The sequence below is a fragment of the Sporosarcina newyorkensis genome, assembly GCF_900167515.1.
GTDB lineage: Bacteria > Bacillota > Bacilli > Bacillales_A > Planococcaceae > Sporosarcina > Sporosarcina newyorkensis.
In genome coordinates, this window is the sequence record NZ_FUYJ01000013.1 from 39829 (window position 1) to 52444 (window position 12616).

At 42.1% G+C, this 12616-nt stretch carries 14 protein-coding genes and 2 rRNA genes; 1 reads left to right on the forward strand and 15 read right to left on the reverse strand.

The window, feature by feature from the left end:
• Nucleotides 1–96 precede the first annotated feature (96 nt).
• The 3 genes from B5D59_RS17720 to metG all read right to left on the reverse strand — a co-directional run bounded on the left by B5D59_RS17720 (nucleotide 97) and on the right by metG (nucleotide 4441).
• Nucleotides 97–1329 (reverse strand): G5 and 3D domain-containing protein, encoded by a 1233-nt coding sequence (locus B5D59_RS17720; protein ID WP_078818840.1) that lies wholly within the window; start codon nucleotides 1327–1329, stop codon nucleotides 97–99.
• Nucleotides 1330–1465: 136 nt separating this feature from the next.
• Nucleotides 1466–2233 carry a TatD family hydrolase gene (locus tag B5D59_RS17725; protein WP_078818841.1) on the reverse strand — a complete coding sequence of 256 codons (768 nt, stop codon included), beginning with the start codon at nucleotides 2231–2233 and terminating at the stop codon, nucleotides 1466–1468.
• A 213-nt stretch (nucleotides 2234–2446) separates the two neighbouring features.
• A complete protein-coding gene (gene metG / locus B5D59_RS17730; RefSeq protein ID WP_078818842.1) occupies nucleotides 2447–4441 on the reverse strand; it encodes a methionine--tRNA ligase in 1995 nt (664 codons plus the stop codon).
• 266 nt (nucleotides 4442–4707) lie between these two features.
• Between metG and B5D59_RS17735 the strand changes: the two genes are divergently transcribed.
• Nucleotides 4708–4983: a transition state genes transcriptional regulator AbrB gene (locus tag B5D59_RS17735; protein ID WP_009499407.1), complete on the forward strand. Its 276-nt coding sequence runs from the start codon at nucleotides 4708–4710 to the stop codon at nucleotides 4981–4983.
• 70 nt (nucleotides 4984–5053) lie between these two features.
• Here the strand turns inward: B5D59_RS17735 and rsmI are convergent, their stop codons facing one another.
• The 12 genes from rsmI to B5D59_RS17795 form a co-directional block, all read right to left on the reverse strand.
• On the reverse strand, nucleotides 5054–5932 hold the full coding sequence (rsmI, locus tag B5D59_RS17740) for a 16S rRNA (cytidine(1402)-2'-O)-methyltransferase (RefSeq protein ID WP_009499406.1): 879 nt from the start codon (nucleotides 5930–5932) through the stop codon (nucleotides 5054–5056).
• Nucleotides 5929–6192 carry a GIY-YIG nuclease family protein gene (locus B5D59_RS17745; protein WP_009499405.1) on the reverse strand — a complete coding sequence of 88 codons (264 nt, stop codon included), beginning with the start codon at nucleotides 6190–6192 and terminating at the stop codon, nucleotides 5929–5931. Before B5D59_RS17745 ends, rsmI begins: the two co-directional genes overlap by 4 nt.
• The gene (locus tag B5D59_RS17750) at nucleotides 6179–6919 is read right to left on the reverse strand and encodes a tRNA1(Val) (adenine(37)-N6)-methyltransferase (RefSeq protein WP_009499404.1); all 741 of its coding nucleotides are present in this window, start codon (nucleotides 6917–6919) and stop codon (nucleotides 6179–6181) included. The genes B5D59_RS17745 and B5D59_RS17750 overlap by 14 nt, the downstream gene beginning before the upstream one ends.
• Nucleotides 6920–6977: 58 nt before the next feature.
• Nucleotides 6978–7337 (reverse strand): DNA replication initiation control protein YabA, encoded by a 360-nt coding sequence (yabA, locus tag B5D59_RS17755; protein ID WP_078818843.1) that lies wholly within the window; start codon nucleotides 7335–7337, stop codon nucleotides 6978–6980.
• A gap of 13 nt (nucleotides 7338–7350) precedes the next feature.
• Nucleotides 7351–8178 (reverse strand): PSP1 domain-containing protein, encoded by an 828-nt coding sequence (locus B5D59_RS17760; protein WP_078818844.1) that lies wholly within the window; start codon nucleotides 8176–8178, stop codon nucleotides 7351–7353.
• The gene (gene holB, locus B5D59_RS17765; RefSeq protein ID WP_139366049.1) at nucleotides 8171–9181 is read right to left on the reverse strand and encodes a DNA polymerase III subunit delta'; all 1011 of its coding nucleotides are present in this window, start codon (nucleotides 9179–9181) and stop codon (nucleotides 8171–8173) included. Before holB ends, B5D59_RS17760 begins: the two co-directional genes overlap by 8 nt.
• Nucleotides 9182–9254: 73 nt before the next feature.
• On the reverse strand, nucleotides 9255–9695 hold the full coding sequence (locus B5D59_RS17770) for a YaaR family protein (RefSeq protein ID WP_078818846.1): 441 nt from the start codon (nucleotides 9693–9695) through the stop codon (nucleotides 9255–9257).
• A gap of 17 nt (nucleotides 9696–9712) precedes the next feature.
• Complete coding sequence (locus B5D59_RS17775) at nucleotides 9713–10042, reverse strand: cyclic-di-AMP receptor (RefSeq protein WP_009499399.1); 330 nt, start codon at nucleotides 10040–10042, stop codon at nucleotides 9713–9715.
• 89 nt (nucleotides 10043–10131) lie between these two features.
• Nucleotides 10132–10773: a dTMP kinase gene (gene tmk, locus B5D59_RS17780; RefSeq protein ID WP_078818847.1), complete on the reverse strand. Its 642-nt coding sequence runs from the start codon at nucleotides 10771–10773 to the stop codon at nucleotides 10132–10134.
• Nucleotides 10774–10789: 16 nt separating this feature from the next.
• Nucleotides 10790–12214 (reverse strand): aminotransferase class I/II-fold pyridoxal phosphate-dependent enzyme, encoded by a 1425-nt coding sequence (locus B5D59_RS17785; RefSeq protein WP_078818848.1) that lies wholly within the window; start codon nucleotides 12212–12214, stop codon nucleotides 10790–10792.
• 116 nt (nucleotides 12215–12330) lie between these two features.
• Nucleotides 12331–12446: ribosomal RNA gene (gene rrf / locus B5D59_RS17790) — 5S ribosomal RNA — on the reverse strand.
• Nucleotides 12447–12517: 71 nt separating this feature from the next.
• A 23S ribosomal RNA gene (locus B5D59_RS17795) occupies nucleotides 12518–12616 on the reverse strand; the annotation flags it as partial.

Consider the following 12616-nt stretch of genomic DNA (forward strand, 5'->3'; position numbering starts at 1 on the left):
TTTTTTCGCATGCTGCACAACCATACTGGCCACGTTGTCTAAAGACGAAAAAACCGGCAAAGGAAAGAGTTACTCTCCTTTACCGGCGTTGTATAGTCAGTTAATTACTTTGATCTTAACTTGGCGGCGTCCAAATTGATAAGCTTGAGCTTTGGTCGGCATGTGCAAATCGATACGATTGCCTTTAATAGCGCCTCCTGTATCTCCTGCAACTGCGTAACCATAGCCTTCAACCCACACTTTAGATCCTAACGGAATGACACTCGGATCGACCGCAATCACTTTTAAATTTGGGTTTGCGCGCAAGTCGATACCTGTCGCCGTGGTTCCTGAACACCCGTTGCAATAAGCAGTATATGCACTCGCATTAGCATAGAACTCACGTCCTCCGCTCGGTGCGTCACTACGTGAAACACCTACATTGCCATCGCTCTGAGAATTAGCACTAGCGACCATAACTTTTGAACCGACACGTACCACTTTATGTGTAGGCTTCTCAATCACTTTCTCGCTAACTAATTCACGAGATACTACTTTTCCATTTTTCTTTGTGACTTCAAACCTCCGCTGAACTTTCCCTTTTTTGCCTTCTTGAACCACTTTTTCGCGGCCTTTCAGCAATTTAGGATCAGTTTTCGTTTGCACTTTGAAGTTCTCTGATTCTTCCACTACATCGGTGACCTTTTCTACTCGTGCAATGTTTACTGTAGCATTAGACGCTGTTAACTTTGCTTTCGAATCTCCTTCTACTTTATCCAATTCAGTGAGCCGGATATTTTGATCCCTTAAAAAGTCAGCGACCGTAGTCGAAGTTGACCAGTGTGTACTCTCTTTTCCACCGTCTTTTACAATGACTTGGAATGCCTTTTCGACGGTGATCGGCTGATTATCTGAAATATTCGCTGCCAGAGCAGGTTCTACTTCATCATGTGTGGTAACATCAACATTTGCCTTCTTTAGTACATCCTGTACTGTCTGTTCCGTCGTCCACAGTTCTTGCGTCTTGCCATCGACATCTATAGTAACTTTTTTCGCCTGTTTCCATTGGATGGCCAAGCCATGCTCAATTGGTGTATCCATCGAAGGTTCAAGATGGTCATGTGTCTTCACTTGTATGTCGTTAGCGGCTAGAAGTTCTTCTACAGTGGCAGCAGCAGTACGCAATTCAGTTTGCTTACCGTTAAGCGCCAAAGAGACTGTCTTCTTTTTGCCGTCAATCAATACGAGTGACGTTGTTGTTATGAATAAAGCCATTGCAATCGCTAGAATTGCAATACGCTTACCCTTCGTTGAAAACGTAAACAGGTTTTTCATGGGTTTCTGAGACATGAAAAAACTCCTCCTTCATTACTCGGCTGAGTATATAGTGTTTGTTTTTGCCTGTCAATCTTTTAAATTAAAAATAACTAGATGACCGCATCACTATATTGTCTGTCAAGAAACGCAAACCCAGTGACCACTATATTCACTGTATACCGAAAAGATGTATGGCATTTTCAGTAGTTTGCCTTGCGACTTGTTCAACCGATATTTCTTTGAGACGTGCAACTTCCTCAGCAACCAGCGGTACGTATGCGGGTTCATTGCGTTTCCCTCTGTATGGATGCGGTGCTAAATATGGCGCATCCGTTTCGATCAATAAATATTTTAGCGGAATCTCTTTTGCTACCTCTTTTGGCATTCTCGCATTCTTGAATGTCACCGGTCCTCCGAGAGAAATTAGGAAATTCATATCAATACATTGTTTGGCCGTTTCAACGCTTCCACCGTAACAATGCATAATCCCACCAACTTCGCTCGCCGATTCTTCCTGCAATATACGGACTACATCGCCCGTAGCATCCCGATTATGAATAATAATTGGCAAGTTCACTTCTTTTGCTAATTGAATTTGTTTACGAAACAGTTCCTGCTGTATGTCCTTCGGTGACTTGTCCCAGTGATAGTCAAGGCCCATCTCTCCAATGCCAACGATTTTAGGATGAGCAGCCAATTCCTTGATCCATTGTAAATCACGATCTGTGCAATCAATCGCGTCAACAGGATGCCAGCCAATTACACCGTAAATAAATGGATAGCGTTCAATTAATTCCATCGCCTTTTCGATCGTTTTTGTATCAAATCCGACCACAACCATTTTTTCTACATTCGCATCGAGTGCACGCTGAATAACCTCTTCCACATCATCTTCGTATTGATCTGCGTTCAAGTGGACATGTGTATCGATAAACATCGTATCTCTCCTCACAGTATTCTCTATTCTATGATCAAAAATTGTGTCTTACATCTCATTCACATTACAAACATGTTACAAACAGGCGGTTGTATATACATACCTTTCCCACCGGATTGAACTAGTAAATCATAATTTATCCTTCAAGTGAATTTATTTGCTCCACGAAAAAAGATGCCCGGTATTAGAACCGGACATCCTTTTTTCGTTAAATTACTTCACTTGTGCTCCATTTTCCAATGAGGAATCGACGGTAGCAAGCTTCAAAACGCCGTCTTTCTTCCCTGCCAGAATCATCCCTTGTGATAATTCACCGCGCAGTTTCACTGGTTTCAGGTTCGCCACGACAATCACTTTCATGCCGACTACTTCTTCAGCATCGTAATGTTCTGCGATGCCTGACACAACTTGACGTTGCTCGTAACCTAAGTCTAGTTGCAATTTCAATAACTTATCGGCTTTCGGCATTTTCTCACACGCCGTCACTGTCGCCACACGCAACTCTACATTCATAAAATCATCAATGGTAATTTCATTCGTTTCTTCTGTCACTTCTTCCACCTCTTCTTGCACTTCAGCGGGAGCCGTGATAGCCATTTGCTGTCGAATATACTCGACTTCTACTTCCGTATCTAAACGTGGGAAGATCGGTACACCTTTTCCGATGACTGTAGTACCATGCGGAATTTGGTAATTGTTTTGTAACGAATCCCAAGCCAGTGAATCTTCCGCAAGACCTAACTGCTCGACCATTTGTTTCGGCGCATTCGTCATGAACGGCTGCAGCAATACCGCTGTGTGATGAAGAGAAAGTGCAAGATGATACATGACAGATGCCAATTTCATGCGGTCTTCTTCTGATTTCGCCAATACCCACGGGGATGTCTCGTCTATATATTTGTTCGTTCGTGAGATTAATGCCCAAACATCCGACAATACAACGCTGAACTGCATTTTTTCCATGGAATGTTCATATTTATTCACTGTTTGTTGGATCATATCACGTAACGACTCATCGTATTCCGTAGAAACCAAGCCTTCCGTCAGGATTTCTCCATCGAAATACTTATTGATCATGGAAATCGTACGGTTCAGTAAATTCCCTAGGTCGTTTGCTAAGTCATAGTTAATACGCTCGACAAATGCTTCCGGAGAAAATACCCCGTCCTGCCCGAACGGAAGCTCTCGTAGTAGGAAATAACGAGTTGCATCCAAGCCGTAACGTTCCACTAACATCTCGGGATAGACAACATTTCCTTTAGATTTCGACATTTTTCCGTCTTTCATCATAATGAAACCGTGTGCAAATACTTTCTTCGGCAATGGCAGATCGAGTGCCATCAAAAAGATCGGCCAATAAATCGTATGGAATCGAACAATGTCTTTTCCTACGACATGGACATCAGCAGGCCAGTATTTTTTAAACAACGAATCATCGTCGGATAAATAGCCAAGTGAGGTAATATAGTTCGTCAAGGCGTCTACCCAAACGTAAATGACGTGTTTTGGATCTCCCGGCACTTTAATTCCCCAGTCAAATGACATACGGGAAACGGACAAATCTTCTAATCCAGGCTTGATAAAGTTATTGATCATTTCATTTTTACGTGATTCCGGCTCAATAAATGTCGGATTTTCTTCATAGTACGCCAACAATCGATCGGAATACTTTTTCATATTGAAAAAATAGGATTCTTCCTCAACGCGCTGGACAGGTCTTCCACAGTCCGGACAATTTCCGTCTTCAAGCTGCGATTCCGTAAAGTATGACTCACACGGTACACATTTCCATCCTTCGTACTTTCCTTTATAGATGTCACCATTATCAAGGAACTTCTGGAAGATCTTTTCTACGACTTTCTTATGACGATCTTCTGTAGTTCGGATCAGGTCATCGTACGAGATGTCCATCAGTTTCCAGAGATTCTTTGCAATATCCGCAATTCCATCGACATATTTAAGAGGTGAAAGGCCTTCTTCCTCTGCTTTCTCCTGTATTTTTTGTCCATGCTCGTCCATTCCCGTTAAAAATCTGACATCATATCCACGCAACCGTTTATAGCGCGCCATAGCATCAGAAGCAATGGTAGTATAAGCCGTTCCTATATGAAATTTTCCGCTCGGGTAATAAATAGGTGTAGTAATATAAAACGTTTTAGATTGATTCTCCACACGAATTCCTCCAAATAAATTAATGTATAGTTTCATTTTATCGGATGTTGTACAAAAGTGCCATGTTCTCATCTAATTAAGTGTATTTATCTATCAATTTCTAAGGGCATGAATGACAAATAACTAGATTTACATATAAACTCTCATTTTTTTCCTATCAAAAAATTGATAAATAATATTATTGTTTTTTTAAGTTCTGATGATTGACGATTATTGGAAGAGTTGGTATGATGTTTAATAGACAAGAGAATCATGTCGAATTTTGACGAATAGAAATTTAGAGTGTAGGAGGAATCCTTGTCATGAAATCTACTGGAATCGTGAGAAAAGTTGATGAGTTAGGCCGTGTTGTTATCCCAATCGAATTACGTCGCACGCTCGGTATTGAGCAAAAAGATGCGTTAGAAATATACGTGGACGATGACAAGATTATCTTGAAGAAGTACATGCCAAATATGACATGCTCTATCACCGGAGAAGTCTCAGACGACAATCTTCGTCTAATTGATGGTAAGTTGATTTTAAGTCCTGAAGGCGCTAAACAACTAATTCAAGAAATCGAAGGTAAAATTAATTAATGAAAAAGAATCCCGGACATTCACTCGTTCTGGATTCTTTTTTATTTCAGAAAGATTTTCCTTAACTTAATTAATCCACATGATACGCCTGGTAGACATCCCGCTTCCCAAGACCTCTTGCTTCCGCCACTTCCCGAATTGCATCTTTTGAACGTATTTCTTTTTGCTCTATCACCTGTTCAACATGATCTTTTATAGACAGTTCCGTCCACCATTCTTCAATTACCTCTTCTTGCACATTGCAATTGCCCTCTACCACTAAGCAAAACTCTCCTCTGATTTCATGAGTGTCCGCCCATTCCACAGCTTCTGCTAGAGTACCCCTCAATAATTCTTCAAAGCGTTTCGTCAGCTCTCGTGCCATGACAATTTTGCGTTCCTCACCAAATTGCTCCGTCAGATTTCGCAAGGTCTGCTTTAAACGATGAGGTGCTTCGTAGAATAACAACGTCTCCTCATAACGTTGCAATTTTTTCAGCTGTTCCTTTTGTTCTTTTTTCTGCCTGGCCAAGAATCCCCAAAATAGAAAGGGTTGCGGCGTAATCCCTGAAGCTACGAGGGCTGTCACGGCCGCGTTAGGTCCGGGAACTGGAACGACTGCAATTTCTTGTTCAATCGCAAGTTTGACGAGATCCGTTCCTGGATCTGAAATACACGGCATACCCGCATCACTTACAATAGCTATATCCTTCCCAGTTTTGAGGTATTCTATAATTTTTTCTCCGGCAACTCGCGTATTATGTTCATGATAACTGATTAACGGCGTGTGAATATCGAAATGATTACACAGTTTGATCGTGTTTCGCGTATCTTCTGCTGCTATAAAATCGACTTCCTGCAAAATACGTATAGCACGGTATGTCATATCTTCTAAATTTCCAATTGGGGTTCCGACAATAAACAACTTCCCTGCCTCTGTCGTTTCGGCACTTTTTTGAGAAACAATCATTCTGTCCGCTCCTTTCGAATATACTGCTCTTTTTGCGAACGATTCAATGTCTTGAATTGATACTCTGCTTGCATCGCCTCTCGTTTCGTCTCATACATTTCACGGTAAACATACCTGACTGGCAAGCGACCTCTCGTATACTTAGCCCCTTTTCCTTCATTATGTACACGCAAGCGCCGTTCTAAATCATTCGTATATCCTGCGTAATACGAGCCATCTATACATTCCAACACATAAAAAAAGTGCTCACTCGTCGCCATACAGTAGGTGCCTCACTTCCTCTGTATAATTTCCATTGGCCTGATATACATATAAAGGAGGCAGGATTTTTAAATCTGGTTTCCCATCCTTTATGGCTTCGATCAATAACGTATTCGCTTCTTTTCCTTCTTTTGGATAGACAAAGCGAATGCGCTTTGGCTCTAGTCGATGCTGTCTCATAGAAGTGATCATATCCAACAGGCGACCCGGTCGATGAACAAATGCTGCCTTGCCACCTTGTTTTAATAATTCACTGGCAGATTGTACTGCTTGATCCAGCTTCAATTCAACTTCATGTCTTGCGATCGTATAATGCTCGCTTTTGTTTCTTGCACTAGCCTCATTTGCGGGAAAATAAGGGGGATTGCACGTAACAGTATCATAGGTATCGTATCCAATCTTCTTGGCAATCCCAATCACATTATCCTGTAAAATCGACAACTGTTCATCAAGTCCGTTATGAGCCACACTTCTTTTCGCCATATCTGCCAGCCGCTCTTGCAACTCAACCCCAACAATTCTCGCTTTCGTTCGTGCACTCAAAAATAAAGGAATGGCCCCATTTCCAGTACACAAGTCCACTACCTTCCCACTTCGAATCGGTACATAAGCGAACCTTGCCAACAATACCGCATCCAATGAAAATGAAAAAACAGAAGGACTTTGAATAATGCGTAAATCCTCTGCTAATAAGTAATCAAGTCTTTCATCGTCTTGTAAATTCATGCCGTACACTCCTTAATCAAAAGAAAAAGCCAATACCTAAAAATAGGAATTGACCCTTTCAACCGTTCTGTTTATTTAAAAATGACAGACAAAACAAACAATCTTCGCCTTTACGGCTGCTGCCATAATGTACATTGCACACATGAAACCCTTCATTGTACAGCCGAGCTAAATTGTCTACACCCTCGCCAACATCTAGCTTCTTCGGACGTTCATCTCGCGCGGTCTCTTCTATATTTTGTGTAATCTTATCGATTTCATCCAGTCGCGTTCGCAGATGATGGTTTTCCAGACGAAGCGAGTGGTTTTCTTCAGTCATCTCTGCGACAAACCCAATAAGTTCCCTGAAATGTTTTTGCATAGAGTCCAACTGTTGTTCAAACTCCATCACCCTGTCAAGAAAGTTCACTTCTTTCAACTGTTCCACCTCGTCATTTCGTCAATTGAGCCATTTCCTTCTGTAAATCCTCAATCTCACTCCACGCATATTCGAGTACCCTTTCAAAAGCTGGCATATTCACTTGCAGCACGCGTTCCAATAAATTTAAGCCAACCACTTTTCCAATCCCGTCTGGCGTTGCCACTTGAGTGCCAATATCAGGCATTTGTGCTTTTGCTTCCTCGTATTCATCATTTTCATACTTTAGACAACACATAAGGCGCCCACAAAGCCCTGAAATCTTAGATGGATTCAACGAAAGGTTTTGATCCTTAGCCATCTTAATGGATACAGGCTCAAAATCTCCTAAAAATGTGGAACAGCACAGCATCCTTCCACACGGTCCGATTCCACCTAGCATCTTGGCTTCATCGCGTACGCCAATTTGGCGCAACTCAATTCTTGTTCGAAAAATCGATGCAAGATCCTTTACCAAGCTGCGAAAGTCAACTCGACCTTCAGCAGTAAAATAGAAGACAATTTTATTGCGGTCAAATGTATACTCAACATCGACTAAACGCATATCCAACCGATGCTCTATAATCTTTTCAGCACAAACATCAAATGCCTGCTCTGCTTCCTGCTGATTTTCTCTAACAAGCTCTCGATCATTCTCATCGGCAAGGCGAATGATCTTCTTCAATGGCAAGACTACGTCTTCATCATCTATTTCATTACTTCGACTAGCAACTTTGCCGTATTCTATGCCTCTTGCGGTTTCTACAATGACATAGTTACCGACTTCAACCGGCATATCCAATGGATCGAAATAATATAATTTACCCGCTTTTTTAAAACGGACGCCTACGACTTTATACAAACAATAACCCCTCCTGCATAGTAAGCACCAATTGTTCTAGTAAAAGCGTACGATTCATATTTTGATGCAATCGTTTTTTTGCCTGCAAGATGGCATCTATTTTTACAGTTAAACTGCTATACGCATTTTTAACAGAATGTTTAGTGAAGGTTTCCAGTTGATCGGGATACGCAATAGTCGATTGCAGTCCCGCTTTCACCGCTACAATATCACGGTATGCAAAGAGAAGCAAGTCTATCCCTTGTTCACAATCACTTTTTTCCTTCATTAAAGGCATCCAATCTGTCTGAATGAACAACAAAGCCTCACCCGGCGATCGCTGTTCAATTGCCTCTACTAATTTTAACACTAATTTCCGTTTCTGTACAAAGGAATCTTCCTGCGTCATTTCATACGCTTCATTGGCATTGGCGGTCATCATGGTAACGGTTGCGGCCAACGATGTCGTTACTCCTTGCTGTATAAGGGCCTCTATGATGGCCTCTCGATTCATGGGCTGTAAAGGTATTCGCTGACAACGTGATTGAATGGTCGGTAAAACAGATGTGTAAGAGTCAGTCAGCAAGATTGCTGTCACATTGCCTTCAGGTTCTTCAAGAAACTTTAATAGGGTATTGGAGGCTGAACTATTCATTCGCTCAGCGTTGGCAATGATATATACCTTACGCCCTTCCTCATAACCCTTCTTCGTCATTTTCATAATTAATTCTGCCATTTGATCTTTTTTAATATCCTGTCCGTCCGGTCTGATGGTCACAACATTTGGATGATTGCCTGATTGTATCCTTTTGCAGGAATGACATGTTTCACATGGAACATTTTCTTTTGGATCCATACATAGCAGTAACTTTGTAAAATAACTTGCAATAAGTTCCTTGCCTGACCCATTAGAACCGTCGAATATATAGGCATGTCCAACACGCTGACGTTGGTGAATTGTTTGTAAGCGCTTGATTACCTGTTGTTGAGACTGCAATGCATGATTATTGTCGTTTTCCAACATGCAATCTCCTCCTTGGTAGTTCTTCATAGTTGTTGCAAAAAACCCCGTGCTACCAGTAAAATGCAGCACGGGATTACGTATATAAGTTAATCAAAAGTCCTTTGATTTCGCCGATTTTCGCTAGCAAATCAATGGACGATTCTTCTTCATCCAATAGGGCTTCTGTCAGTGCAATTAGTTTCTCATCAATCGTTCGGACAATCTTTAAACGGCGTCCTTCACCAAATTGATTCCAAGTATGGGATTGCTTTAATTCAATACCGGACTCTACTGACTCCTTCAGAAAGCGTTTAATCAGCATTTTATACTTTGCCATATCACGCAAATTCCGTGACCGCGCGAGCCGATCACCTGCACTTGTAATATCTCCAAATAGGCGGGTGATCTGTTCACTTTGCAGGCGTGCTTCCTGCTTCTCCACCATTTGTCCAAAACGAGCATTTCCTTGCAACTGACGAAGCGGGTCTTTCGGTAATTTATCCATCCCTGTACGATAGTCACCATTGACTTTCATCAGAGTTCACCTCAATATTAAAAATGGTGGAACTGTTCAATTGGCAAGACAAATACGGTGGCTCCGCCTACTTCTACCTCGATTGGGTACGGAATATAGGAATCCGCATTGCCTCCCATAGGTGAAACAGGTGCAACCATCTGATCCCGGGAACGACAATTATCACGAATTAAATCCAAAGCTTTTGAAACTAACTCGTCCTCCACACCCATTAAGAATGTAGTGTTTCCTGCACGAAGAAATCCGCCTGTACTAGCTAACTTCGTATTCCGAAAATCACTTTTAGTTAACGCGGAAGATAATCGGTTACTATCTTGGTCCTGTACCACTGCTACAATCAGTTTCAATGTACTCTCCCCTTTTCCGATTTCTTATATCTACACGGCTCTCTCATCCGGTCCGTGTCTACTTCTAAAGAAGGTTCCTTTCTATTATATCACGAATTCCATTTTAAGTTGACTTCTGAATTTACAATTTCCCATACATTTTCGACTACTTGCAACTCTGACTTCTGTGCATCCACTACTTGTATCCGTCCTTCGGCTCGCGTTATCACTTCTTGATACCCTTTATAGACCCGCTTATGAAATTCCAGTTCTTCCAAGTCTAAACGGTTTTGCTCCCGTTCTGTATCTTTCCAGATTCGCTCCAATCCCACTTCCGGCGGTACATCGAAAAAGATCGTACAGTCAGGCATATGGTCTTCTATCGCAAATAAATTGATTGCTAACACATCGTCCATCCCTAGACCTCGTGCAAAGCCTTGATATGCCAGTGAACTATCAATAAAGCGGTCACAGAGTACGATGCTGCCTTCTTCAAGAGCCGGCAAAACTTTTTCAACTAAGTGCTGCCGGCGTGCAGCTGCATACAATAAGGCCTCTGTCTTTCCATCCATCTCTTGATGATTTGCGTCTAAAATCACTTCACGTATTTTCTCGGCAATAGGAATTCCGCCTGGTTCACGTGTCATTGTAACCGCGCGCCCTTGTTCCTTCAATCTTGCAGCAATCTTATGCAATACTGTCGTCTTTCCTGCGCCTTCCGGTCCTTCAAAACTAATAAATAAACCTCTCAAAAAAAACGTCTCCTATCTATTCACTGACCACTTTAATTTGATTCGACTCTACATCAAAAGCTCCTTGAAAACGAGAGCCTGCTTCCGCTAACACAAGCAGTTGCCGTATATGCGCTTCTGCAACTCTCTCGCCAGCGCATAACAATGGGATACCAGGCGGATAAGGGACAATTGATTCAAAAGCAATTTTACCCTTTGCCTCCTCAATATGCATCCACTCGGCTTTCATTTCTCGTAGCCGATCTGTTGTATAGACCGCTGTCGTTATTGGCAAGTGCGGCATTTTAAGCTTAACCGATGGCTTATCACTTTCCGTTGCACGTAGCAACTCTACTGCATCTCTAAATTTCTTTACCACATCGTTCACAATACCTGCATGATCGGCTTTCACTAAAGGCAACACTAAAAGGACTTGATAAAGATCTGCGAGTTCCGAATAAACGCCTTGTTTTTCTAGTGCGTCTTGCAAAGCGAAGCCTGTATTACCCTCTACGCGTACTAGCAGCTTTAATGGATCATCTACTTCAACCACTTTCACATCGGAAATGCATTGAAGCTCTCGTAGTAACTCTCGCCTGTATGATTGTAAGCTTGCATAATCCGTTTCATTATAAGACTCTACATAATGCCTAGCATCATCCAATGAAGCCATCAACAAGTAGGATGGACTACTCGACTGCAACATATGTAAAAAATGCGCTACTCGTTCTGTTTTAACGAAATTTGAACGTACATGTAAAAATGAAGCCATTGTCATTGCCGGCAATGTCTTATGTGCAGATTGAACCACTACATCCGCACCTAGGCTAAGCGCACTTTCCGGAAATGATTGATGAGCTTTGAAGTGAGCACCATGCGCTTCATCTACTAAAACAGGCACTCTATACGCATGACACTCTTTAATTATTTTACCTAGCTCTCTGTTTGCTACTCCATAGTAAGTAGGATTTGTAAAAACGGCAGCTTTTACGTTGGAAAATTGCTTAAACGCTTCCTTAACATTTGCAACCGACACACCTCCTGCAGTCCGCGTATCTTCATCCCACTGGGGGGATAAAAAAACTGCCCGCGCCCCTGTTAACTCGAGCGCATGAAACACGGACTTATGCGCATTTCGTTGAACCAATACTGCATCGCCTTTCCCCACTGTTGCATACAGCATAGCCAAATTACCAACAGTAGAGCCGTTGACTAAGAGAAAGCTACGAGTACTTCCATGTAAACGTGTCAGTTTCTCTTCCGCTCGCTGAATTACGCCTGTTGGGCTATGCAGATCATCCAAACCAGCAAGTTCGGTAACGTCATAGGCTAATGCCTGTCGCAAATTCTGCGGTAAACCAGACAATGCTCCATGTTTATGTCCAGGCACGTGGAATGAAATAGGCTGCTGTTTACGAAAGTTTTCTAGCGCCTGAATAAGCGGTCGATCTTCATAATTCATCTATCACGCACTCCTTTTCTTCTACTTAGTATATCAAAACTTTCTACTTTCCTCTTCATCTTTCGAGAACACAAAAAAGCCACTCACTATGATGACCATAGTGAATGGCTTCGCATGCCTAGCAACGTCCTACTCTCACAGGGGGAAGCCCCCGACTACCATCGGCGCTGAAGAGCTTAACTTCCGTGTTCGGTATGGGAACGGGTGTGACCTCTTCGCCATCGTTACTAGACAGATGAGTAAAGCTTGTTCACTCAAAACTGAATAAAAGACATTGTGTACATCAAGTAGTGCTTCTTAAAATAGGTTAAGTCCTCGATCGATTAGTATCTGTCAGCTGCACACGTCGCCGTGCTTCCACCCCAGACCTATCCACCTCATCATCTTTGAGGGATCTTACTT

Excerpts from the sequence above, each read along its gene's own strand:
- B5D59_RS17720 (WP_078818840.1), bottom strand. The coding sequence starts at position 1,329 with ATGTCTCAGAAACCCATGAAAAACCTGTTTACGTTTTCAACGAAGGGT.
- B5D59_RS17725 (WP_078818841.1), bottom strand. The coding sequence starts at position 2,233 with ATGTTTATCGATACACATGTCCACTTGAACGCAGATCAATACGAAGAT.
- metG (WP_078818842.1), bottom strand. The coding sequence starts at position 4,441 with ATGAAACTATACATTAATTTATTTGGAGGAATTCGTGTGGAGAATCAA.
- B5D59_RS17735 (WP_009499407.1), top strand. The coding sequence starts at position 4,708 with ATGAAATCTACTGGAATCGTGAGAAAAGTTGATGAGTTAGGCCGTGTT.
- rsmI (WP_009499406.1), bottom strand. The coding sequence starts at position 5,932 with ATGATTGTTTCTCAAAAAAGTGCCGAAACGACAGAGGCAGGGAAGTTG.
- B5D59_RS17745 (WP_009499405.1), bottom strand. The coding sequence starts at position 6,192 with ATGGCGACGAGTGAGCACTTTTTTTATGTGTTGGAATGTATAGATGGC.
- B5D59_RS17750 (WP_009499404.1), bottom strand. The coding sequence starts at position 6,919 with ATGAATTTACAAGACGATGAAAGACTTGATTACTTATTAGCAGAGGAT.
- holB (WP_139366049.1), bottom strand. The coding sequence starts at position 9,181 with ATGTTGGAAAACGACAATAATCATGCATTGCAGTCTCAACAACAGGTA.
- B5D59_RS17770 (WP_078818846.1), bottom strand. The coding sequence starts at position 9,695 with ATGAAAGTCAATGGTGACTATCGTACAGGGATGGATAAATTACCGAAA.
- B5D59_RS17785 (WP_078818848.1), bottom strand. The coding sequence starts at position 12,214 with ATGAATTATGAAGATCGACCGCTTATTCAGGCGCTAGAAAACTTTCGT.